Consider the following 21381-nt stretch of genomic DNA (forward strand, 5'->3'; position numbering starts at 1 on the left):
ACGGCGGTTGTCGCGCGCACGCGACACATTTTCAAAAATAACCGGCCTGTCATATTCGGTTCCCAGCAGTCGCTTACATTCTGGGCCATCGCATGACCGGCCGTAGAGCGTGGCGTGTCGATCGCATCTTTTCTAATCGGAGAAACGTCTTGAACAAGAAAGTACTGACCACCGCTCTTCTCGCCACGTTCGCAGGAGCGGCCCACGCGCAAAGCAGCGTGACGCTGTATGGGCTTATCGACGCAGGTATCAGCTACGCGAACCACTCCAAGGTGGGCAACTCGCACGACAACCTCGTCAAGTACGACGACGGCGTGGCGTCTGGCAGCCGTTGGGGCCTGCGCGGCACTGAAGACCTCGGCGGTGGCCTGAAGGCGATCTTCGTGCTCGAAAACGGTTTCAACAGCGGCAACGGTACGGCAAGCCAGGGTGGCGCGATGTTTGGCCGCCAGGCATTCGTTGGCTTGACGAAGGACGGCATCGGCTCGTTCACGCTGGGTCGTCAGTACACGTTCAGCACGGACTACCTCGGCGCGAACTATTCGACGGGCGCGAATACGGTTGCCGGTAACTACGCGTATCACATCAACGATATCGATCAGTTGACATCGAGCCGTATCAACAACGCTGTCAAGTTCAGCAGCGCCAACTTCGCGGGCTTCACGTTCGGCGCGTTGTATGGCTTCTCGAACTCGACCTCGTTCGCAGGCGCGCCGGCAGTCGGCACGACGGCGGGTTCGTCGCGTGCATACAGCTTCGGCGCGAACTATGCGGCAGGTCCGTTCAGCGTCGGTGCTGCATACACGGACATCCATTACCCGAACCAGTCGACCCCGGCTTTCTCGACGAACATCTCGAACGTCAATCCGGGCACGGTCCGCGACCTGCGCACGTTTGGCGCCGGTGGCCGCTACATCTTCGGACCGGCTACGCTGTGGGCGTTGTACACGAACACGCGTCTCGAGCCGCTCACGGGTGGATCGACGACGTACACCGCGTATGAAGCGGGCGTGAAGTACGCCGTCACGCCGGCACTGACGGGTGGCCTCGGCTACACGTACATGCACCTGTCGGACGCGAACACGGGCCACTGGAACCAGTTCGACGCCAGCATCGACTACGCACTGAGCAAGCGCACCGACGTGTACGTGCTCGGCATCTACCAGCAGGCATCGGGTCACAACACGGGAACCGGCGACGTGCAGGCACAGATCGGTTCGTCCACGAGCTACTTCGGTACGGCTGGTGCGAACACGCAGCTGGCTGCTCGCGTGGGCCTGCGTCACAAGTTCTGATCGTATGGCGTGAAGACACCGGCGAGGCTTGAGCAGGTTTAAAAGCGTGGTCGGAAGAAGCAGAAAAATGCCGTTCAGTGTTCATGCTGAACGGCATTTTTGTTTTTGGCGTTTAGCCTGCGCGCGTCAGCAGGCTCCCCCGCTGTGCGCTCAGGCAGCCAGTTTCATGCTGACGAGGCGGTTCAGGCTGACGCCCTGCTCCGCGGCCTGCATGGCCAGCGCGCGATGCTGCTCCGGCGGAATCCGGACACGGAATTCGCCGCTATAGCGCTTTTCCGCGAGCGGCTCCGGTACCGGTTCGTTGTTCTCGCGCAAGTCGGCAACCGTCTGCGCGACGAGCGAGCGGATGCCTTTCAACGCCGCGTCGGGCGAGCGCGCGAGCCACGACAACGAGGGAAATTCGGCGCAAAGGCCAACGTGTTCGTTGTCCTCAGGCGACCAGGTGACGCGGTAAGTGTAGTGATCAACGGGCATGTTGGCTCTCCTTCAATTTATCAATGGCTTCGAGGACCTGACGTACCTGGTACGCTTTGGCCTTGCCTTTATCGTTCTGGATGTTGACGCGAGGGTCACCCGGCCACGGCATTTTAAAGACAGCATGACTGCTGCCAGCCTGGCGCGGTTGACCAAAATACGCTTCGCATACATTGAACAGCGCCAGGAACCGGACGCCGGCGGGTTGACGGCGCATCTGTTCGAGGGTTTTATTTATCATTTGCGTATGGTTCCATTATTGGCACCATTTGTCAAATCCTGGGCGCTGCTTCCTCCATCGTTTTGCACGCAGCCTGGCAACGCCATCGTCGCTTCTGTTACTCTGCGGCCTTTCCCCGCATCACTTCGAATCGATGGAAATTCCTTTCAATGAGCGCGGCGTGTCGGTCACGCGCAACTCGCTTTCGGCAGCCGGTCAGGTCTTCGCATTGCGCGAAATCCAGCAAACGCGCGTCGTCACCGTGCAGAAGAACCGCGGCGTGCCGCTCGGGATTTCGCTCGCGGGTCTGGCGGGCGCTATCGTCGGCGGGGTGCTGTCCTCGCCGGCGGGTCTTGTCTGCGGCGTGATGATCATCGTGGTGGGCGCGCTGACGTGGCTCACGCAGGACGTCACCCATCGCCTGGTCGTCGAAACGCACGACGGCAAACGCGAAGTGCTGTCCAGCGTCGACCGTGACTTCGTCGAACGCGTCGAGCAGACCGTGCTGCAGGCCAAAGCCGCGCAGCAGCAGGCCGCGGCAACGGCAGGCGCAGCGGCCACCGCCGCCGTCCGGGAAAATCCGCAGGCGTAACACCTGTCAAGCCCGTTGTGTCCGTTGCGGGCCAGCGCGGGGGTTGCATTCGCCGATGCAGCAGCTGGGGCCTCGTTAACACAAAATTGACGTCGGACTGACGGCCTTTATCGCGGGCTTTAGGCCTGCGTCGCTATAGTGGACGCGTATCAACAACGCGTGCCGGCACGCCACTGCCGGCGACCCCCGATGCTTCAATCCACCGCTTCCGCCGTCGCTCCCGTCGCGCGCACCGCGACCGCGCGTGCGCCGCGCACCCCGCGTCGCACAAACGAGGTCGTCTCGCTCGTCACCATCGACATCACCGTGCCTGGTACGGCCTCGACGGAAAGCCGGCGCGCGCTGCACACCGCGCTCGGCGACGACCTGCGTCTCTATGTGATGACCATCGACCGCGCGAACGAGCGCGTCACGTTTCGCGCCGAAATCACCGCGCGTACGCTCGACGACGTCATTTCCGCGGTCACCGCATCACTTGCACGGGCAACCCTCGGCCGCGCCGTGTCCACCATGCTGCGGCGTCCACGACAGCGCTGATCCGCGGCCTTGACACATTGTTTCAAGTGCGGCGGACCCGCCGCGTACAGTGAGCGCCCCGCGATTGCGCGCTCACTGCGAAACAGGTGCTCATGCTCAAGTCCTTTCTGCGCGGCCGGCTGGCCGTCGTTCTGCTGTCGACCAGCGTATCAATCGGCATGCTGAGCAGCTGCTCGACGCCCATCTCCACGCCGGCACCGCCGCCGCCCGCCGCGAGTCTTCTGAACGGCGGCCGGGATGGCGTCCTGATCGCGCTCAACGTCGAGCGAAGCGACCGAGGTCAGTCGCGCCTCGGCCTGCCAGTCCAGATCGACGGCAAGGCGGTCTACATGATGCTCGACACCGGCACCCAGGGCGTTCGCGTGCTCTCCTCGGTGTTGCCGCGCACGGACTATCCGCCAGTGGGCGGCAGGACGTCGATGGTGTTCGCGAACGATGCGCAGGTGTCGGGGCCACTCGTCAAACTGCCGGTTGGCTTTGTCGGCGCCAAACCGTTCGACGTCACCGCGCAATCCGTCGACGATGTCCGCTGCCAGCCAGGCGCGAAACGCTGCGTCGCGATGGACGGCTACACCGGTGAATTCGGCTGGGCGTTTTCGGGCCTGTTCGGCGTCGGCGCGGAACAACCGGACGACACGTGCTGCACGCAACCGTTGCGCGCGCTGCCCGGCAACATCGGACTGCGCTATATCGTCCACGCGAATCTCGCGCGGCCGTATCTTCTGTTGACGCCATCGAAGACATTGAGCAGCGAGTTCACGATGTTTCCGATGCGGGCCGGCAGCGACGGCGTACGCAAATGGCCAGCGGGTTGCGTGCAGGTCGCCGACAAAATGAGCTTCTGTGCGCCCGTGGTGTTTTCGACGGGCGGCATGGACATGATCCGCCTCGAGACCGACACCACGCCCAACTGGCTCGACGACGACAGTGAAGGCAAGGTGCTCAGGCAGGGCAACTTCAACACCGCGTTGGGCGTCGGGTCGTGGGTACATCGCTTCGATGCCGCGCAGGTGACGATCGTGAAGGCACGCAGCGGGCAGAACCGCATCGTCATCGGCCTGATGGCGATGCAGAACATCGACGTGCTGTTCGATTTCGCGAGCGGCCAGATCGGCCTGCGGGCGAGAAAGCCGACCGAGGCGCTCGGCGGCTAAGCGTCAGCCAGCCGTGCAGGACAACAGTGCAGCGAGTGCCATGAATCCCGCCTCGCCGCACCCCTTCGTCATTTCGGCGACGCTGGCAACATCGCCCGAACCGCGTCATCCGAGATCGAGCGATTTGACATGCCAGATGCCCTGCGCGTACTCGGCGATCGTGCGATCCGACGAAAACTGCCCCATGCCCGCGACGTTTTCAATCGCGCTTTCAGTCCACGCGCGCGTGTCGCGGAAGCGCTCGTCGACGGCTTTCTGCGCCTCGGCAAACGCGACGAAATCGGCGAGCACCATGTAGTGATCACCCCAGTCGACGAGCGTGTGGAAAATATCCGAGAAGCGCGGCGGGTCTTCCGGTGAAAAGAAGCCCGTCCGGATCTGGTCGAGCGCGGTGTGCAGTTCCGGGTTCTCTTCGTACAGCTGGCGCGGGCGGTACCCTTTCGCGCGCAGATCGTCGACCTCGTCGGCGGTGTGGCCGAAGATGAAGATATGCTCGCGGCCCACCGCATCGCAGATTTCAATGTTCGCGCCGTCCATCGTGCCGATGGTCAACGCCCCGTTCAGTGCGAGCTTCATGTTGCCGGTGCCCGACGCTTCCGTGCCCGCCATCGAGATCTGCTCGGACAGATCGGCCGCCGGAATGATGAGTTCGGCGACGCTCACGCCGTAGTTCGGCACGAACACGACCTTCAGCCGGTCGCCGATCACGGGGTCGCTGTTGACCTTCGCGCCGACGTCGTTGATGAGCTTGATGATCGTCTTCGCCATCCGGTAGGCGGACGCCGACTTGCCCGCGAACATCACGACGCGCGGCACCCAGTCGCGCTCCGGATGGGCGCGAATCTGGTTATAGCGGACGATCACGTGCAGCACGTTCAGCAACTGCCGCTTGTATTCGTGAATGCGCTTGACCTGCAGATCGAACAGCGCCTCGGGATCGAACGACACGCCGGTCGCCTGCGTCAGCCGATGCGCGAGCCGTAGCTTGTTCTGGCGCTTCGCCTCATGGAACGCGGCGACGAACGCGTCATCGTTGCGCAGTTCGCGCAGCTTCGCGAGTTCGAACAGATCGCGCCGCCAGTGCGTGCCGATCTGCTGGTCGATCAGCGACGACATCGACGGGCTCGCCTGCGCGAGCCAGCGACGCGGCGTGACGCCGTTCGTCACGTTCGTGAAGCGCTCGGGGAACATGCGCGCGAAGTCGGCGAAGATGTGTCTCGTCATCAGTTGCGAGTGCAACTTCGATACGCCGTTCACCTTGTGGCTCGCGACAATCGCGAGGTGCGCCATGCGCACGCGCCGCTGCCCGTATTCGTCGACGAGCGAGATGCGCCGGATCATTTCGGCGTCGTGCCCCGACTTCTCGCTCACGTGCTTCAGAAATTCCGCGTTGATCTCGAAGATGATTTCGAGGTGGCGCGGCAGCAGGCGCGCCAGCATCTCGACGTCCCACGTTTCGAGCGCCTCGGGCATCAGCGTGTGGTTCGTGTACGAGAACATCTGCTCGATGTGCTTCCACGCCTTGTCCCACGGCACGTGATGCACGTCGACGAGCAGCCGCATCAGTTCCGGAATCGCCAGCACCGGATGGGTATCGTTCAGATGCACCGCGACCTTTTCCGCGAAGCGCCCGAACGTGCTGTGCGTCCTTTGGTACCGGCGGATCAGGTCCTGCATCGTCGCCGACACAAAGAAGTATTCCTGGCGCAGGCGCAGCTCGCGACCGGCCGGCGTCGAGTCGTCCGGATACAGCAGGCGCGAGACGTTTTCAGACATCTCTTTCGCTTCGACCGCGCGCCGGTAGTCGCCGCGATTGAACGCCGTGAGGTCGAGCTCCTCTGTCGCGCGCGCGGACCACAGCCGTAGCGTGTTGGTTGCGCTCGTCGCGTAACCCGGGATCACCGTGTCGTACGCCATCGCGTTGACGTGCTCGGTATCGATCCATTCGATATGGCCGTTGCGCTGCACGGTACGCCCGCCGAAATGCACGAGGTACTGCACTTCCGGTCGTGGAAATTCCCATGGATTGCCCGCGCGCAGCCAGTAATCCGGCGTCTCGACCTGCTCGCCATCCACGATCTGCTGACGGAACATCCCGTATTCGTAACGGATGCCGTAACCAAAACCCGGAATGCCGAGCGTCGCCATCGAATCGAGGAAGCACGCCGCCAGCCGCCCCAGGCCGCCGTTGCCGAGCGCCGCATCGGGCTCGAGATCGGTCAGGGACTCCATGTCGACGCCCAGATCGTGCAGCGCTTCCTTCATCTGGTCGTGGATGCCGAGCGCGAGCAGCGCGTTCGTGAACGTGCGGCCGATCAGGAATTCCATCGACAGGTAGTAGACGCGCTTGACGTCCTGTTCGTACTGCAGACGCGTGGTCTTCATCCAGCGCGCGACGAGCCGGTCACGCACGGCGAGCGCCGCCGCATGCAGCCAGTCCTGCGGGCGTGCCGTCACGGCATCCTTGCCGACGCCGTACATCAGGCGATTGGAAATGGAGCGCCGTAGCGCGTCGACGGTACTGTTGAGCTGGTCGAATTCCAGATCGACGGTTGTCATCGAAGCCTCCGGGTTGTGCCTGTCCGGCGCGCTCCGGCCGCGCGGTCGGCGGGCAGAATGGCGCGTGCCGGTCAGGCGGTTAAATAAGCAGAGTAGGACATTTGCGGCTTCGCGTCATGGGCCGCGCCAGGCGCTCGGCCCGCACGACCCTTCTCCCGGATGAACTGTTATTGCCCGCTTCCGCACGAATCCAGTGCATCGGGGCGCAACGTGCGCGGCCCGGTGCACTAACATGAAATGGCGCGCACACAGCGCCGAAGGCCGCGAACGACGCACACGCGATCGTCACGGCCAGGTCCCGGGAGAAAGCGCCATGAACGTACAGACAATGCTCGGCATGTTCCATGCCCAGGAGCTGTTCCTCGTTTCGGTAGTGCGCTCAATGCCGCCTGACGCGCGACGCAGGATCGCCGACGAGTTCCAGGCGCAGGTCGAACTCGCGGAGGCGCCACATCTGACTTCAGCGCACGATCGTGAGACGGCCGAAGCATTCAAGGCACATATCCGCAAGCTGTCGATCCTGCTCGCTTCGTTTTCCTGAGGCCTGCGTGCCTGCCCGTGCGCACGGCTCGGGTGTTACGCGGGCGGCATGGCCGGCCATACGGCGCCCATGGGCCGGCGCGATGCGCTTTGTACCCGGTGTGCGCCCCACGTGTCAGCAAAGCCGTGGCAGGCTCGCGACGCCCTTCTGCTGGCCTGAACGCCAGTGTCCGCCTGGTTTATGTCACCGGCGTGCGTGTTCGATGATGGCTCGCGGGCTTGACCGTTAGTTGCGTCTTTGGATAAACGAAACGGCCCGTCCAGCGAAGCCGGCGGGCCGTCACGATCGGGCCGTTTGTTGCTCAGCGTGCGAAATACGCCTTCACTGCCGCGAGGAACGTGTCGATGTCGGCGCGCGACACATCCATGTGCGTCACGAAGCGCGATGCATACAACATCTGCGTGAGGATGCCGCGCGCCTTGAGCCACGCTTCGAGCGGTGCGCAGTGCTCCTGCGGAAACTGCGCGAACACCATGTTGGTCGCCACCGACTGCACCTTCACCTGATCGATCTGCCCGAGCCCCGCCGCGAGATGCGCGGCGTTCGCGTGGTCGTCGGCGAGACGCTCGACGTTGTGATCGAACGCGTACAGGCACGCCGCCGCCAGCACGCCCGATTGCCGCATGCCGCCGCCCAGCACCTTGCGCCAGCGATGCGCGCTGTCGATCAGCGCCTTGCTGCCCACCAGCACCGAGCCGACCGGCGCGCCCAGTCCCTTCGAAAAGCAGATCGACACCGAATCGAACGGATCGCACAGCGCTTTGACCGGCTGGCCCGAACCGACTGCCGCGTTGCAGACCCGCGCGCCGTCGAGGTGAGTGGCGAGGCCGCGCTGGCGCACGAACGCCACCGCCTCAGCGACGTAATCCGCCGGCAGCACCCTGCCGCCAATCGTGTTTTCGAGCGCGAAGAGCCGCGTGCGCGCGAAGTGGTCGTCGACCGGCTTGATCGCGGCCGCGACCTTGTCGAGCGGCAGCGTGCCGTCGGCGGCGTTTTCGAGCGGCTGCGGCTGGATGCTGCCCAGCACCGCCGCGCCGCCGCCTTCGTATTTGTACGTGTGCGCGAGCTGGCCGACGATGTATTCGTCGCCGCGCGCGCAATGCGCCATCAACGCGGCGAGGTTGCTTTGCGTGCCGCTCGGGAAGAAGAGCCCGGCTTCCTTGCCGGTGCGTTCCGCAACCGTCGCCTGCAGGCGCAGGACGGTCGGATCGTCGCCCCAGACGTCGTCGCCCACTTCGGCCGACGTCATGGCGGCCAGCATCGGCGCGGTGGGACGGGTAACGGTATCGCTGCGCAAATCGATCATGTGTAGGTCCTGTACGGGCTGTCGGTGCCGTGCGGCACCGCGAAACACACGCAGCGACACGGCAGATGGAACCTGACAGTGTATGCAAATATGGATGTGCTGAGAACCGCGCGAACGGCCAGGGCCGTTCGCGCACATAGTGGGACTGGTTTGGCCTGGGCGAGCACGCGGCGCGGGTTTGAAACGCGATCGGAGGCGTTACCGCGGGCGCGGCCAGCCGGACGACGCGCGCCTTCGTGTGCCCGGCTTCGCGTGAACGTGACGAGGATCAGCCGCCCGGCTTCGGCAACAGGGTCAACGGATCGACCGGCTTGCCGTCGTTGCGCACCTCGAACTGCAGCGAACCGGAACCGTTCGCGTCGGCGCCCATTTCGGCGATCGTCTGGCCTTGCGTGACAGCGTCGCCTTCCTTCACGAGCAGCACACGGTTGTGGCCGTACGCGGTGATGATCGTCGCGTCGTGCTTGATGATGATGAGCGGCCCGTACGCCTCCATGCCCGTTCCCGCGTAGACCACGCGCCCGGTCGCCGCCGCCTTGACCGGTTCCCCCGGTTTGCCGCCGATCACGATGCCCTTGCGGGCAGCGGTGAACGTCGACAGGATCGGGCCCTGCACGGGCCACGCCAGCCTGACCATCGACACCTCCGGCGCGGGCGCGCCACCCGTACGCGGAACGACGCCGCCGGGTCCCGTCACGACGGCCGCGGGTGGCGCGACGCGCAGAATCTGCCCGGACGTGACAGGCGCGTTCGGCGCCAGATGGTTCCAGCTCGCGACATCCTCGGCACGCTGGCCGAAGGCCGTCGCCACCGAAAGCAGCGAATCGCCCGGATTCACGCGGTAGTAACCCGCCGGCACGCCGCCCGCAGACTGGTACGCGCCGGCTGGGGTGCCAGGACGCGTCGTATCGTTCCACGGAACAATCGTGCAGGCGGCCGTCGATAGCGCCGCGCCCGTGAAAAACAGAACCTGCGCCGTACGGCGCGACCACGCTGCGGTCATTGTTCCTCCTCGCTAGAGTTGCACTGCATCAGACGCTGCCTCCGGTTTCAACGACCAGAATGCGCGCCTCGCCGAGTGGATATGCGACATGCTCTGTACCCATAGACGCATAAAACACGTCGCCAGTTTCCAGAATGGTGGATTGTTCGTCGCCGTCGACGCGATAGCGCATCTCGACGCGGCCATCGAGGACGGCGAAGGCTTCCTCGCCGTCGTTGACGTGCCATGTGTAGGGCTGGTCGGTCCAGTGCAGACGGGTGGTGATGCCGCCCATGTTCGCGATGTCGAGGGCGCCCCACGGACGGCTCGCCGTGAAATGCCGCGTACGGATGATTTTCATGATCGTGCCATGCGTTTGCGGTTCGTCGCCAGGCCACACCGGCCCGGCCGACCTGTGCGAGCTGGATCAAATGACGGACGACCCGCCTGCTGTTCGGGACAAGGTGCCGGATCATTATATGGCTCGCGGGTCCGCAGCAGGTCGTCTCGGGGCGCGGCTGGCGGCATTTGACACGGAATCGGCGCTTCGGGACCCCCATTGATTACACCCGGCACTGGCCTATACTGCCCCTTACTGTCCCTTACCGCCCTACTGTCGCGAGCCCCCGCGGGTGAGCCGGTTGCCGGTTGCCGCGATGTCCTGTCCGCGAGGAGTTCGAGGATGAACAAGGCCACGTTTCTGTCCCTGCAACTCAATGTCGAGGATGTCGCGACGTCGCCCGGGCTGGCGGAGTTGCTGAACACACACCTCGTCTTCGCCACCGATGTCGCCGAGGCGGCCGACGCCCTGGTTCAGCTTGCCAGCGTCGCGCGCCTGTCGAGCGGCGTGGAGGCGACCGTCGAGCTGCCCGCTGTCGCGATCGAACGCTTGCGTGAAGCGCTCGACACGCTAAGCGGCTACGACGAAACCTGGCTGCTTGCGCTGGAGCCGAGTCGCGAACTGTTCGACGACATCGCGCGCCGTCATCGCACGCTGCACTGATGCAAAAAAAACGCTGACCGGATGACTCCTGTCAGCGTTTTTTATTGCCTGCGATCCTGCCCGCATGCGCTGCGGGCTGCCTGCCAACCGCACGATGCGGGGTCATCGCCCCTCGGTGACTTACTTCAGCCTAGTTGCCGAAGAAAACCGATTGCGGACCCGTCTGCTCAGCGCGCGCGCCGGCTTGCGACGAACCCTTCGTCGCCGGACCGTAGCTGGTGTTCACCGGCGAGGCGCCGTTTTGTGCCGCAATGCGGGCCTCGGCTTCCTGGATGTGAACCGGATAGCTGTTGCGGTCGTCGAGCGGGTTGTAGCCGGCCTTCTGGAGCTGCACGAGTTCTTCGCGAACCTGGGCGCGGGTGAGCGGCTCGTTCGACTGCGCGAACGACACGACAGGAGCGGCGAGAACTGCGGCGACAACGGCTGCCTTGATCAGTGCTTTCATGGTAACTACCTCCGGACTTGTTTTGAATCGCTGCGGGATCATGTCCTTCAGCGCTTAGGCGCAAGTCTAGTGAAGTTGCCAATCAGGGGTAACCACTAATTCGGTGAAACTCTCTTGCTGGAATTGCAACAATTATCGTTCTGACGGTTCGATTACCGAGGCTGTCCTGTTACGTTCAGCAACAGTCAACGGAGCAGGAAGGGCGTGCTACCGCCCCGCCCACCCATGTCACGTTGCCGGTGCCATGTATCGGATCAAGCGAGGATCAGACGTCGATCAGGACCAGTTCGCGTGGAAGCTGCCCGGCTTGTCGATGCGCTCGAACGTATGCGCGCCGAAGAAGTCGCGCTGCGCCTGCACGAGGTTCGCGGGCAGACGCTCCGAGCGATAGCCGTCGAAGTAGGCAATCGCCGAAGCAAACGCCGGCACGGCCACGCCAGCCTGCACCGCCGCGACGACCACGTCGCGCAGCGCGCCCTGATACTTCGTCGCGATATCGTTGAAGTACGGATCGAGCAGCAGGTTCGCGATTCCCTTCTCTTTCGAATAGGCGTCGGTGATCTTCTGCAGGAAGCGGGCGCGGATGATGCAGCCCGCGCGGAATATCTTCGCGATCGTGCCGTAGTCGAGATCCCACTTGTATTCGTCCGACGCCGAGCGCAACTGGGCGAAGCCCTGCGCATACGAAATCACCTTGCTGAAGTACAGCGCGCGACGCACCGACTCGACGAAGGCCGCGCGATCGCCGCTGAACGCCTTCTTCTGCGGGCCGGTGACGACCTTGCTCGCGGCCACGCGCTGATCCTTCAGCGAAGACAGCACGCGCGCGAACACGGCCTCGGTGATCAGCGGCAGCGGTATGCCGAGGTCGAGCGCGTTCTGGCTCGTCCACTTCCCGGTGCCCTTCTGCGCCGCGCGATCGAGGATCACGTCGACCAGATCCTTGCCCGTTTCGTCATCTTTCTTGCCGAAGATCTTCGACGTGATCTCGATCAGATAGCTGTCGAGTTCGCCTTCGTTCCATTCGGTGTAGACCTTGCCGAGTTCTTCGTTCGACAGGCCCAGCACCTGCTTGAGCACCCAGTAGCTTTCGGCGATCAGCTGCATGTCGCCGTATTCGATGCCGTTGTGCACCATCTTCACGAAGTGGCCCGCGCCGTCCGGACCCATGTAGGCGACGCACGGCTCGCCGTCCGGCGCCTTCGCGGCGATCTCGGTGAGGATCGGGGCGACCAGATCATAGGCGTCGCGCGGGCCGCCCGGCATGATCGACGGTCCCTTCAGCGCGCCCTCCTCGCCCCCCGACACGCCCGTGCCGATGAAATGCAGGCCCGCTTTCGCGAGTTCCTGGTTGCGGCGGATCGTGTCGGTGAAATGCGTGTTGCCGCCGTCGATCAGGATGTCGCCCTTGTCCAGCAGAGGCTTGAGCGATGCGATCGTGTCGTCGGTCGGCGCACCGGCCTTGACCATCATCAGGATGCGGCGCGGTTTTTCCAGCGAGTCGACGAATTCTTCCAGCGTGTAAGCCGGCACGAGCTTGCGATCCGGACAGTCCTTGATCAGTTCATCGGTTTTCTCGCGGCTCCGGTTGTAGACGGAAACCGCGTGACCGCGGCTCTCGATGTTGAGCGCCAGATTGCGGCCCATGACCGCCAGCCCTACCACGCCGATTGCCTGCTTGCCCATGATATGAATTCTCCAGATTCCAGAAAGACGGGATGCCGCGCCGGATTGCCTGCCTGCGCGGCGTCGAGAGTGAAAGGATAAAAGAAATGGCCGGATGCCGCTTGTTTGCGGCCCACCGGACGCACGCTAGCGCTTGCGGAACACGAGACTGAAGTTGTTCGCGGGCATCGCCACCGGGTCTTCTCCTTCGAACGCCGCGGCAGCGGCCAGTTCCACGACGGCTTCCATATCGCGCACGCCCCATTCGGCGTCGCGCAGTCGCAACTGCTGATCGAACGCCGCGTTGCTCGGTGCGGTATGCGCACCGTTGCGACGGTACGGCCCATACAGAAACAGCACGCCGCCGCGCTCCAGTATGCGCCCGGCGCCGGCGAAGAGCGCTTCGGTCGCGGCCCACGGCGAAATGTGGACCATGTTGATGCAGATGACCGCGCTCGCGGCGTCGATACCCCACGGCATACGACGCACATCGAGCGCGAGCGGCGCGCGCACGTTCGCGAGCCCGGCATGCGCGATCCACGCGGCAACCGATGCGCGTGCTTGCGCATCCGGATCGCTCGGCTGCCACGTGAGCGCCGGCAGCGCAGACGCAAAATGCGTCACGTGCTGGCCGGTGCCGCTCGCGATTTCGAGCACGATGCCGCTTTGCGGCAGCACCTGTTGCAGCACGGTGAGAATGGGCTCGCGATTGCGGACGGCGGAAGGCGAGTGCTGTCGCAAGTTCGGCAGATTCGGGTTCGGTGTGTTCATCGATTCGGGAAGGTGCTGGGCGAGGTCATGGGCGGGTCACGTGTTTGCGCGGGCTGCGAGTTGCGCGGCAAGCGCGGTCAGCGTGTCCGCACACGGCGCGGCCACTTTCAGCGCCAGCAACGGGTCGGCGCGCGTCCTGCCGAGATTGATCGCCGCGACCGGCTTGCCGGCCTTTTCGGCCCAGACGCAAAAGCGATAGCCCGAATACACCATCAGCGAAGAGCCGACCACGAGCATCGCATCCGCTTCTTCGAGCGCGCGCGCAGCCGACTCGACACGCTCGCGCGGCACGTTCTCGCCGAAAAACACCACCGCCGGTTTCAGCAAGCCACCACACACAGGACATGGCGGCACGCGAAACGTGTCGAGGTCGTGCCATTCGAGATGCGCGTCGCCATCGGCGGCGGGTTCGGCACTTGCATCGAGGAGCGCGGGATTGTCAGCCACGAGCGTGTGCTGGATCGTGGCACGCGCGTGCCGCGCACCGCAGTCGAGACACGTCACGCCGCCGATGCTGCCGTGCAGTTCGATCACGCCCGAGCTGCCGGCGCGCTGATGCAGGCCGTCGACGTTCTGCGTCACGAGCGTCTCGACGTGTCCAGCGGCTTCGAGTTGGGCAAGCGCGCGATGCGCGGCGTTCGGCGCGGCATCGGCGACCACCGGCCAGCCGATCATGCTGCGCGCCCAGTAGCGCTTGCGGGAATGTTCGGCGCCGAGGAATTCCTGGAGCGTGATCGGCGGCGAACGCTTCCACTCGCCGTTTTCGTCGCGGTAGCCGGGGATGCCCGAATCGGTGCTGATCCCCGCGCCCGTCAACACGAAAAGCCGTGGATGACGCCGCACGAAATCGTGCAACGCGGCGAGCGCGTGCGGTTCGATGACTGGAGCGGCAGGTAACAGAGGTTCGTTCATGAACGGGTACGACGGGGTTTCTTTTCGCGCGCGACACGTGCAGTGCCGGCGCGCGGTGTGCGCTTCGCACGATGCCGCGCTTCCCACGCGGCGAGCGCGACACGATAACGTTCAAGCGCGGCTTCGTAAATATCGAAGATGCACGGATCGCACCCGCTGCCGCAACAATCCTCGAGTTCTGGCTGCGTGGGCGGCACCGGCATCGGGTCGTCCCCGTTCGAGGCTTGCGGCACGACGGTATCCGGGTAATGACAGGGATTGGACAGTATAGGGGGAACCCGCGCGGCGCGCTGGCCTGCCCCCGGCCGACGAACGTCGCGGTACCGTGCGGCGCCGCAATGAAAAAGCGGGCGATGGCCGCATCGCATCGCGTCGCGTCGCGTCAATCAGTCTCAGTCGTCGCAGCGTCCGAAGGGCGGCTCGAAACCGTCATCGTGGCCACGCGAACCACCATGCTCGTCGTGACCGTGCTGACCGAGCCGTTGCGGCACGTACGACGGCAGATCGCTCGCGTCGAAGGCAAACACGAAGAAGCGGTTCGGATTGTCGATGCCTGCGGGATGGTTCGTGTCCGTCACGGTCGCGATAAAGTCGTTGTCGTTGGCAAGAAACAGCGTGTGCTTCTTCACGCCGTTCACGACCACGTCCGGTCCGAACGCCGTGCCTTCGAGCTTGGCCGGAATGTCAGCCGGATTGAAACCGTGCGCGCTCAATACCGCTACCACGTCGATGAAGAGCGTCTTCGGAACCGCGAACGGCGCAAGCCCGCTTTCGCCAGCCGCATGCGTCACGTCCTGCGCGCCGCTCAGGTCGATGCGCGAGAGCTGTTTGAACGCCGCCGTCGAATCGTCGCCGAGACCCTTGCCGTCGCGTTCGTCGACGAGCAGTTCGTGATCGTTGATCGCCACGACGTCGCTGATCGTCGGGTACTTGGGCTTCTTCGCGGTGCCGATGTTGGTCAACGGATACGCGTATTGAGTCGTCGCGCCCGTCGCGATGTCGATCTTCAGGATTCGCGTGTAGCCGCCATTCGTGCCGTTGTCCTGCAGCAGCGGACTTTGCATCGCCCCGAACAGCGTGCGGCCGTCCGGCGAGATCGCGAGCCCTTCCATGCCTTTGTTGGCGACGCGCCCCGACGTGTTCTGGCTGATTTCCTGATCGCCGAGCGCGCTCAACGTCGTCACCGCGAAGGCGTCCGGCACCTTGATCACGCCCGTGCGTTCGCCGGTGCGGCGATCGAAGCGGTAGATGTACGGGCCGTATTCGTCCGAGATGAAGACGCTCGCGCCGTCGTTGCTCACGCGAATGCTTTCCGGATCGAAGCGGGCGTCGCGCGGCCAGGTCGACAGATGCGTCACGTCGAAATTGTCGGAGCGGCCCGTGAAATACTGGGTGTGGTGTCGTGCGTTGAGCGCCGGCGCGCCGTTCGGCAGACCCGCCGCGCTGCCCGAACCGTAGACGAGACGATCGTCGCTGTGCAGGAGCGTCGTCGCGACGAGCGTGGGCGTGAGCGTCAGCGGCAATGCCGCGCCCTTCGCGGAAGGCGTGAGACGCATGCGCAACGTGTGGAAGCGGTTGATGTACGACGCGGTATCGTCGACGGCCGCGTTGAACGGCACGGCGTTCGGGCCACGGTCCGGCACGGCAAGGAACGTGCGGCAGCCGGCGTACGCGATGCCCGAACCCAGACCGCCGAGCAGGTTGCCCGCGACGCCGTTTTCGAGCGGTGCGGCCGTCTCGGTCGAGCGGTCGGCCAGATGTCCATCCAGGCTGCCGGTGGCGACGAGGTCAGGGGCGGCATGCGCCGCGGGCATCGCGAGTAGCGACGCAATGGCGATGGATAACAGTTTCGGCTGCGACACAGTGATGTCTCCTGGTGTTCGGAACGGGTGATCAGGACTGGCGAACTGACGGGACCAGCGCGACCCGACGCATACGGCGACGGGCCGGATTGCAGGACAAGGCCGGCCCTGAAGAAACAGGCGAACAGCGTGAATAGCGTGGAACGGGCGAGGCAGAGGAAAGCAGCGGAACGACAGAAAACCGGTTGAAGCAAGGTACGTGACGCGTATGGCGAAAATGTGACGACGGACCCGGACGCGCGCAAATGGTATCTTTGGCTGTTCAGGCGCGGATTCGCGCGCACCCGCAAGCCCTCCCTCGCACGAGGAAGGTGGACAGAAGCATCATGATCGAATCAAGTCCGGCCCCGCAGCGCGGGCCTCGCATTCCCTCCGTGCGCCGCTGGCGCTACGAAGGCTTTCCGCCCATGCTGAAGGCCACCATCGCCTGGCACGCGCTCGCGCTTGCCGGCTTCCTGAGCGCGCCCCGCGCATGGCCGTGGTGGCTCGCGTTCGTGATGATCAACCACGCGACGGTGACCATCGCCGGCTTATGGCCGCGCTCGTCGCTGCTGGGGCCGAACTGGACGCGTCTGCCTGCCCACGCAGGCAACGCCGATGCCATCGCGCTCACCATCGACGACGGCCCGGACCCGGTTGTCACGCCCCAGGTGCTCGACCTGCTCGACCGTTACCGCGTGCGCGCGACGTTCTTCTGCATCGGCGCCAAGGCGCAGCGCCATGCCGCGCTGACGCGCGAAATCGTCGCGCGCGGGCATGCCGTGGAAAACCACTCACAGGTCCACGTCCACACGTTTTCGGTCACGCTGCCCGGCGCGCTCAGGCGTGAAATCGAAGCCGCGCAGCAGACGTTCGAAACGCTGACCGGCGAGCGCCCCTACTTTTTCCGCGCGCCCGCCGGGCTGCGCAACGTCTTTCTCGAACCGGTTCTGGGGAAACTCGACCTGCGTCTCGCGGCGTGGACGCGGCGCGGCTTCGACACGCGCGAGCGCGATCCGGCAATCGTTGCGCACCGGCTGCTCGACGGGCTCGCCGCCCGCGACATCCTGCTCCTGCACGACGGCAACGCCGCGACCACGGAGGACGGCGAACCGCTGGTGCTCGCCGTGTTGCCACACGTGATCGAAGCGGCGCGGCGTCGGGGCCTGCGCTTCGTCACGTTGCGCGAAGCGCGCAAGGTTGCATGAAACCGGGTGGTGCCGCGACATGCAACGTGACGCGGTATCGGCGACACCGCGTCACGCCCACACACATACACGCGCACGGAACGGCCACCTGGAGCGGCGGCAATCCCGCACGCGCGGGTTCAGGCGCTACATCCGGCGCTTGACGAAACCGACGATCACCAGCAGCACGATCGCGCCGACCACGGAAGCGATCCAGCCCGCCGCCTGGCCAGGCTGATACCAGCCGAGCGCGCGCCCCACGTAACCCGCGATCAGCGACCCGACGATACCCACGACCATCGTCATGATGATGCCCATGCTGTCGTCGCCGGGCTTGAGTGCCCGTGCGATCAGCCCTATGACCAGCCCCACAATCAGCGTACCGATGAGCGCAAACATATAACTCTCCCGTTGAACCAGCTGTTGCACACGAATTTTGCCGACCGGGAACACGTCGCACGAGCGCGTTGATATGCGAAGCGTGTTCCGCGACCAGCCACACTACACACGAAAATCGGCGGCCATGTCCTCGTCGGTGCGCGCTTCGAGATCGCCGTTGCGACACGCCTTGATGAATAGTTCGTAGTCTTTCTCGACCTGATCCGCGTAGGCGGAAGCATAGCCGACCAGCGCTTCCGCAAACTGGTCGCTGCGGCCGATATATGCGCTGATCTCGATGGCCTGACCGCTCGCCTTGGCGTGCGCCCGGGCCATGATCCAGCCGCATATGCGCGCGTACCCTTCCAGCAGAGTGTTGTCGAACAGTTCGATGTTGGCGGACAGCTTCATGTCGCGTAACTGGCGGACATAGAAGTGCCGTCCCATCGGGCCGGTTGTCCAGCCAAGGAAGATATCGCTGACGGCCTGCAGCGCACGCTGCCCCCGCACGACGCGCTCGCCGTGATGGCGGATGCCCGCCGCCGTCCGGAAATGCTGCGGCGGCTTGAAGTACTGCCCGATCACCGACTGGCTCGCTTCCTTGATCTGCAGGAAGAGCGGCTTGTCGAGGTGGTCGGTGTTGAGCATCACGAGGCATCGCGTGCCGACGCTGCCCACGCCCACCACCTTGAACACCAGATCCTGCGGCGCGAAGTGACGAAGCAGATTGCGCCGGTCGTGCGTGAGCGTCTTCAGGTAGTCTTCGTACATGCTGCCGATGAGCGAACGCCAGTCGCCCGCCGCCAACCCGTCGTCCTCCGGCTCGAACAGCGTGTTGTTGCCGCGCATGTGAAAGAGACCCGGCGGCGCGTCGCGTATGTGCCATCTATCGTCGACGCGTTCAGCCATCTTCTCAAGCATGCTTTCGTGCGTGCGCGACGCCGCTTTTTCCAGACCGCGCCTGAGAGCGCGGCGCACCTCCGGCGAGACCGCCGTCTCGATCATCCGCTCGAACGTGATGCGGTCGTACCAGAGCTCGAGCGTGCCGTACCCGGAATACGTCCGCATCCAGTCGCGGTACGTGGTGGCGACCGTCATCACGAGTTCGTCGGCCGTGCTGCGGCTTAGCCGCATATGTCTTGCCGCGACGACAAAGCTCGCGGTCAGCCGCTTCAGATCCCATTCCCACGGGCCGTACGCGACTTCGTCGAAGTCGTTCAGATCGAACGCCAGTTGCCGCTCGGGCGTCGCAAAGCCGCCGAAGTTCATCAGATGGCCGTCGCCACAGATCGGCATGACGATGCCCGTGTCCTGCACCTTGCTGAGGTCGTGCGCCTGAATGATCGAGGTACCGCGAAAGAACGTGAACGGCGACACCGCCATGCGCCCATACCGCAATGGCACGAGACGCCGCACGCGCCCTTCGCTGCTCTTCTTCAGCAGCGCGATGGGATCGCGGTCGAAATCGCCAACCGCACGATGGCTGGACCGTTTGCTATGTTCGCGCGCGGCGCGACCGGCCGCTTCCCGTTCAGCGAGAGTGCTCGACGTCATGCATTTCTCCGGTTTCTTCGAATCATCATGGACTGGCACGCGGCGGCTGCCTGCCCGCTGCGGGCAGAACACCTGACCCGCATCGAACCTGTGCTCCGCGCGGCTCGCGCCAGCGCCGGCAGCGCCCCTGCGGCCTTGAGGAGCAGCATCGCCTGCCGGTATTAAATCCCGCGGCGAACGCCAGCGCAAGGGGCCGGACCATGGCGCATCACTTTGTGACAACTGGACCGTCCGGCCATGCGTCTCGCCATAAAGATCGATATGTTTATTTCGATTGTTTAGAATCGACACCGGACGGAGACAAAATTAACCGATCAGGACAGACCAGAACAGATGAAAACGCCCTTTGCCTTTTCGGATACATCCCATTTCGCCGGCACGTCGTCTTGCCCAACACTTTCGCCCTTTCACAGGAACCGCGCGCACGCGACGCATCGCAGCGCGCACGCATCCATCGAACCGGCGAGCCTCTGACGACGTGAACCCTTCCCTCTTCGCCCGCTGCGGCGTGTTCGGCAGCGCGATGCTGCTGTCGGCGTGCTGCCTCTTTCCGGGCTACCGGCACAAGACCGACGCCATTCCCCACACCACGGGCTCCCTTACCGTCGCCCCCGCTTCGAGTTTCGCCTATGTGCCCGCGGAGGACGGCCGGCTTTCGCCGAACCGCATCCAGAACACGGCTTCGTCGAGCATCACGCTCAAGAAGAACATCGATGCGAGCGTACGCGATGCGGTTGCAAAAACGCTCACGCGCGCCGGCATCAACACCGCCGACAACGCGCGCATCCTGAGCGCGCGCATCGAGGTGTTCTCGGTGGAAGACGCGCGCTCGCCCGCATGGTGGACGTTGAAGATGCATTACGTGCTGACCGGAACCGACTCGAAACAGGAACTCTATGCGTCGACGAAAACCGTGCGACGCCAGTTCCATACGTTCACCAGCAATACAATCGCGCTCGAGGACACGGTGGCGGCCAACGTGTCCTCGCTGCTCGGCGATCCTGATTTCGTGCGCGTGCTGCATTGATCGAACGTTGATCGCGCATTGACCACGCATTGATCACGCGCGGCTTCGCCACTTCGGTACAATCGGCGAGACCTGTCTTGTGGCCCGTTGCCGGGTCGGTTGCACGGACCGCTCAGGCAACGGGTGCTCATCCTGCGAGCCGCTCATGTCCTTTACCGCCTGGCTTTTCTTCCTGCCCGCCTGCTTTGCGCTGAACATGGCGCCCGGCCCCAACAACCTGCTGTCGATCAATGTCGCGGCGCGTCATGGCTTCTGGATGGCCGGCATCGCGGGCACGGGCCGCCTCGTCGCGTTTGCCGCGATGCTCGCGTTGACCGCCACGGGGCTTGCCGCCGTGCTGCACGCGTCGGCATGGGTGTTTCTCGGCATCAAGCTCGCCGGCGCCGGCTATCTGATCTGGCTCGCGGTCCAGTTGTGGCGCAGCAAGGCCACGACGTTCGAATCAGCAAAACACGACGACGCGTCGCTCTGGCGCCTCGCACGACGCGAATGCCTCGTCGCCGCCGGCAACCCGAAAGCGATTCTGGTGTTCACGGCGTTCCTGCCGCAATTCGTCGACATCACGCAACCGATGGTGCCGCAGTTCACCGTGCTCAGCGCGAGCTTTCTCGTGCTCGAATCGATTGCGATCGTGCTGTATTCCTGCGCGGGCATGTGGCTCGGCCGCTGGCTCACGCGCGCCGATGTGCGCCGCTGGTTCAACCGCTGCTGCGGGACGTTTCTAGGTGCGATCGGCCTCAGCTTCCTGCTCGCGCGTCACACCTGAGCGCCATGCGCGGCAGAGCGCGCGCCGGATGCACGGCACGAACCGCGCGAACCATAAGTTATTGCTAATGCATTCAGTCAATAACTTTAACTATCATCAATCGATGCATCCACTTATTCTCGAAACATCGTCCGGACTCGCCGCATGAAACGCGCAATGCCAACGTAACGGC

At 64.3% G+C, this 21381-nt stretch carries 23 protein-coding genes; 10 read left to right on the forward strand and 13 right to left on the reverse strand.

Annotated elements, in window-relative coordinates; translation table 11 throughout:
- The first annotated feature begins 149 nt into the window (after positions 1-149).
- Positions 150-1295, forward strand: a complete 1146-nt coding sequence (locus tag BLV45_RS15545; RefSeq protein WP_090534534.1) for a porin — start codon at positions 150-152, stop codon at positions 1293-1295.
- 150 nt (positions 1296-1445) lie between these two features.
- Here BLV45_RS15545 and BLV45_RS15550 read toward each other — a convergent pair whose 3' ends face one another.
- Positions 1446-1769 (reverse strand): type II toxin-antitoxin system HicB family antitoxin, encoded by a 324-nt coding sequence (locus BLV45_RS15550; RefSeq protein WP_090534536.1) that lies wholly within the window; start codon positions 1767-1769, stop codon positions 1446-1448.
- Between BLV45_RS15550 and BLV45_RS27590 the strand changes: the two genes are divergently transcribed.
- From BLV45_RS27590 to BLV45_RS15570, 4 genes are all read left to right on the forward strand, one after another.
- The gene (locus tag BLV45_RS27590; RefSeq protein WP_176954174.1) at positions 1768-2163 is read left to right on the forward strand and encodes a hypothetical protein; all 396 of its coding nucleotides are present in this window, start codon (positions 1768-1770) and stop codon (positions 2161-2163) included. The two genes, BLV45_RS15550 and BLV45_RS27590, sit on opposite strands and share 2 nt — an antisense overlap.
- Positions 2144-2581, forward strand: coding sequence for a DUF6232 family protein (locus BLV45_RS15560; protein ID WP_090534538.1), 438 nt, complete (start codon positions 2144-2146; stop codon positions 2579-2581). Before BLV45_RS27590 ends, BLV45_RS15560 begins: the two co-directional genes overlap by 20 nt.
- A 189-nt stretch (positions 2582-2770) precedes the next feature.
- Positions 2771-3118 (forward strand): hypothetical protein, encoded by a 348-nt coding sequence (locus BLV45_RS15565; protein WP_090534540.1) that lies wholly within the window; start codon positions 2771-2773, stop codon positions 3116-3118.
- Positions 3119-3210: 92 nt separating this feature from the next.
- Positions 3211-4272 carry a hypothetical protein gene (locus tag BLV45_RS15570; RefSeq protein ID WP_407671019.1) on the forward strand — a complete coding sequence of 354 codons (1062 nt, stop codon included), beginning with the start codon at positions 3211-3213 and terminating at the stop codon, positions 4270-4272.
- 105 nt (positions 4273-4377) lie between these two features.
- Here BLV45_RS15570 and BLV45_RS15575 read toward each other — a convergent pair whose 3' ends face one another.
- The gene (locus tag BLV45_RS15575; protein ID WP_090534541.1) at positions 4378-6831 is read right to left on the reverse strand and encodes a glycogen/starch/alpha-glucan phosphorylase; all 2454 of its coding nucleotides are present in this window, start codon (positions 6829-6831) and stop codon (positions 4378-4380) included.
- Positions 6832-7144: 313 nt separating this feature from the next.
- On the opposite strand from BLV45_RS15575, the gene BLV45_RS15580 reads away from it, so the two are divergent.
- Positions 7145-7372, forward strand: a complete 228-nt coding sequence (locus BLV45_RS15580) for a hypothetical protein (protein WP_090534719.1) — start codon at positions 7145-7147, stop codon at positions 7370-7372.
- A 301-nt stretch (positions 7373-7673) separates the two neighbouring features.
- On the opposite strand, the gene ltaE is transcribed toward BLV45_RS15580, so the two are convergent.
- From ltaE to BLV45_RS15595, 3 genes are all read right to left on the reverse strand, one after another.
- A complete protein-coding gene (gene ltaE / locus BLV45_RS15585; RefSeq protein ID WP_090534543.1) occupies positions 7674-8678 on the reverse strand; it encodes a low-specificity L-threonine aldolase in 1005 nt (334 codons plus the stop codon).
- A 268-nt stretch (positions 8679-8946) separates the two neighbouring features.
- Positions 8947-9681 (reverse strand): peptidoglycan DD-metalloendopeptidase family protein, encoded by a 735-nt coding sequence (locus BLV45_RS15590; RefSeq protein WP_090534545.1) that lies wholly within the window; start codon positions 9679-9681, stop codon positions 8947-8949.
- Positions 9682-9709: 28 nt separating this feature from the next.
- Positions 9710-10021, reverse strand: a complete 312-nt coding sequence (locus BLV45_RS15595) for a cupin domain-containing protein (RefSeq protein ID WP_090534721.1) — start codon at positions 10019-10021, stop codon at positions 9710-9712.
- A 321-nt stretch (positions 10022-10342) separates the two neighbouring features.
- Here BLV45_RS15595 and BLV45_RS15600 point away from each other — a divergent pair, with 321 nt between their 5' ends.
- Positions 10343-10663 (forward strand): hypothetical protein, encoded by a 321-nt coding sequence (locus BLV45_RS15600; RefSeq protein ID WP_090534547.1) that lies wholly within the window; start codon positions 10343-10345, stop codon positions 10661-10663.
- 130 nt (positions 10664-10793) lie between these two features.
- Here the strand turns inward: BLV45_RS15600 and BLV45_RS15605 are convergent, their stop codons facing one another.
- The 6 genes from BLV45_RS15605 to BLV45_RS15630 all read right to left on the reverse strand — a co-directional run bounded on the left by BLV45_RS15605 (position 10794) and on the right by BLV45_RS15630 (position 16270).
- Complete coding sequence (locus tag BLV45_RS15605; RefSeq protein WP_090534549.1) at positions 10794-11108, reverse strand: DUF4148 domain-containing protein; 315 nt, start codon at positions 11106-11108, stop codon at positions 10794-10796.
- Between the two features lie 276 nt (positions 11109-11384).
- The gene (gene gndA / locus BLV45_RS15610; RefSeq protein WP_090534552.1) at positions 11385-12794 is read right to left on the reverse strand and encodes an NADP-dependent phosphogluconate dehydrogenase; all 1410 of its coding nucleotides are present in this window, start codon (positions 12792-12794) and stop codon (positions 11385-11387) included.
- Positions 12795-12920: 126 nt separating this feature from the next.
- Positions 12921-13544, reverse strand: a complete 624-nt coding sequence (locus BLV45_RS15615; RefSeq protein ID WP_090534554.1) for a DUF938 domain-containing protein — start codon at positions 13542-13544, stop codon at positions 12921-12923.
- Positions 13545-13580: 36 nt separating this feature from the next.
- Positions 13581-14456: an NAD-dependent protein deacetylase gene (locus BLV45_RS15620; RefSeq protein WP_090534556.1), complete on the reverse strand. Its 876-nt coding sequence runs from the start codon at positions 14454-14456 to the stop codon at positions 13581-13583.
- The gene (locus BLV45_RS15625) at positions 14453-14689 is read right to left on the reverse strand and encodes an oxidoreductase-like domain-containing protein (protein ID WP_407671021.1); all 237 of its coding nucleotides are present in this window, start codon (positions 14687-14689) and stop codon (positions 14453-14455) included. The genes BLV45_RS15620 and BLV45_RS15625 overlap by 4 nt, the downstream gene beginning before the upstream one ends.
- 159 nt (positions 14690-14848) lie before the next feature.
- Positions 14849-16270, reverse strand: a complete 1422-nt coding sequence (locus tag BLV45_RS15630; protein ID WP_090534724.1) for an esterase-like activity of phytase family protein — start codon at positions 16268-16270, stop codon at positions 14849-14851.
- A gap of 374 nt (positions 16271-16644) precedes the next feature.
- On the opposite strand from BLV45_RS15630, the gene BLV45_RS15635 reads away from it, so the two are divergent.
- Positions 16645-17505: a polysaccharide deacetylase family protein gene (locus BLV45_RS15635; protein ID WP_090534560.1), complete on the forward strand. Its 861-nt coding sequence runs from the start codon at positions 16645-16647 to the stop codon at positions 17503-17505.
- A gap of 126 nt (positions 17506-17631) precedes the next feature.
- On the opposite strand, the gene BLV45_RS15640 is transcribed toward BLV45_RS15635, so the two are convergent.
- Positions 17632-17883 carry a GlsB/YeaQ/YmgE family stress response membrane protein gene (locus tag BLV45_RS15640; RefSeq protein ID WP_090534562.1) on the reverse strand — a complete coding sequence of 84 codons (252 nt, stop codon included), beginning with the start codon at positions 17881-17883 and terminating at the stop codon, positions 17632-17634.
- Positions 17884-17985: 102 nt separating this feature from the next.
- The gene (locus tag BLV45_RS15645; RefSeq protein WP_090534564.1) at positions 17986-19416 is read right to left on the reverse strand and encodes a DUF2252 domain-containing protein; all 1431 of its coding nucleotides are present in this window, start codon (positions 19414-19416) and stop codon (positions 17986-17988) included.
- Positions 19417-19894: 478 nt separating this feature from the next.
- Here BLV45_RS15645 and BLV45_RS15650 point away from each other — a divergent pair, with 478 nt between their 5' ends.
- Positions 19895-20443, forward strand: a complete 549-nt coding sequence (locus BLV45_RS15650; RefSeq protein WP_090534566.1) for a hypothetical protein — start codon at positions 19895-19897, stop codon at positions 20441-20443.
- Positions 20444-20588: 145 nt separating this feature from the next.
- Complete coding sequence (locus BLV45_RS15655) at positions 20589-21209, forward strand: LysE family translocator (RefSeq protein ID WP_090534568.1); 621 nt, start codon at positions 20589-20591, stop codon at positions 21207-21209.
- Positions 21210-21381 lie beyond the last annotated feature (172 nt).

Source organism: Paraburkholderia sartisoli (genome assembly GCF_900107685.1).
In the GTDB taxonomy this organism is placed as follows: Bacteria; Pseudomonadota; Gammaproteobacteria; order Burkholderiales; family Burkholderiaceae; genus Paraburkholderia; species Paraburkholderia sartisoli.

Excerpts from the sequence above, each read along its gene's own strand:
- BLV45_RS27590 (WP_176954174.1), top strand. The coding sequence starts at position 1,768 with ATGTTGGCTCTCCTTCAATTTATCAATGGCTTCGAGGACCTGACGTAC.
- BLV45_RS15550 (WP_090534536.1), bottom strand. The coding sequence starts at position 1,769 with ATGCCCGTTGATCACTACACTTACCGCGTCACCTGGTCGCCTGAGGAC.
- BLV45_RS15560 (WP_090534538.1), top strand. The coding sequence starts at position 2,144 with ATGGAAATTCCTTTCAATGAGCGCGGCGTGTCGGTCACGCGCAACTCG.
- BLV45_RS15565 (WP_090534540.1), top strand. The coding sequence starts at position 2,771 with ATGCTTCAATCCACCGCTTCCGCCGTCGCTCCCGTCGCGCGCACCGCG.
- BLV45_RS15570 (WP_407671019.1), top strand. The coding sequence starts at position 3,211 with ATGCTCAAGTCCTTTCTGCGCGGCCGGCTGGCCGTCGTTCTGCTGTCG.
- BLV45_RS15575 (WP_090534541.1), bottom strand. The coding sequence starts at position 6,831 with ATGACAACCGTCGATCTGGAATTCGACCAGCTCAACAGTACCGTCGAC.
- BLV45_RS15580 (WP_090534719.1), top strand. The coding sequence starts at position 7,145 with ATGAACGTACAGACAATGCTCGGCATGTTCCATGCCCAGGAGCTGTTC.
- ltaE (WP_090534543.1), bottom strand. The coding sequence starts at position 8,678 with ATGATCGATTTGCGCAGCGATACCGTTACCCGTCCCACCGCGCCGATG.
- BLV45_RS15590 (WP_090534545.1), bottom strand. The coding sequence starts at position 9,681 with ATGACCGCAGCGTGGTCGCGCCGTACGGCGCAGGTTCTGTTTTTCACG.
- BLV45_RS15595 (WP_090534721.1), bottom strand. The coding sequence starts at position 10,021 with ATGAAAATCATCCGTACGCGGCATTTCACGGCGAGCCGTCCGTGGGGC.
- BLV45_RS15600 (WP_090534547.1), top strand. The coding sequence starts at position 10,343 with ATGAACAAGGCCACGTTTCTGTCCCTGCAACTCAATGTCGAGGATGTC.
- BLV45_RS15605 (WP_090534549.1), bottom strand. The coding sequence starts at position 11,108 with ATGAAAGCACTGATCAAGGCAGCCGTTGTCGCCGCAGTTCTCGCCGCT.
- gndA (WP_090534552.1), bottom strand. The coding sequence starts at position 12,794 with ATGGGCAAGCAGGCAATCGGCGTGGTAGGGCTGGCGGTCATGGGCCGC.
- BLV45_RS15615 (WP_090534554.1), bottom strand. The coding sequence starts at position 13,544 with ATGAACACACCGAACCCGAATCTGCCGAACTTGCGACAGCACTCGCCT.
- BLV45_RS15620 (WP_090534556.1), bottom strand. The coding sequence starts at position 14,456 with ATGAACGAACCTCTGTTACCTGCCGCTCCAGTCATCGAACCGCACGCG.
- BLV45_RS15630 (WP_090534724.1), bottom strand. The coding sequence starts at position 16,270 with ATGCCCGCGGCGCATGCCGCCCCTGACCTCGTCGCCACCGGCAGCCTG.
- BLV45_RS15635 (WP_090534560.1), top strand. The coding sequence starts at position 16,645 with ATGATCGAATCAAGTCCGGCCCCGCAGCGCGGGCCTCGCATTCCCTCC.
- BLV45_RS15640 (WP_090534562.1), bottom strand. The coding sequence starts at position 17,883 with ATGTTTGCGCTCATCGGTACGCTGATTGTGGGGCTGGTCATAGGGCTG.
- BLV45_RS15645 (WP_090534564.1), bottom strand. The coding sequence starts at position 19,416 with ATGACGTCGAGCACTCTCGCTGAACGGGAAGCGGCCGGTCGCGCCGCG.
- BLV45_RS15655 (WP_090534568.1), top strand. The coding sequence starts at position 20,589 with ATGTCCTTTACCGCCTGGCTTTTCTTCCTGCCCGCCTGCTTTGCGCTG.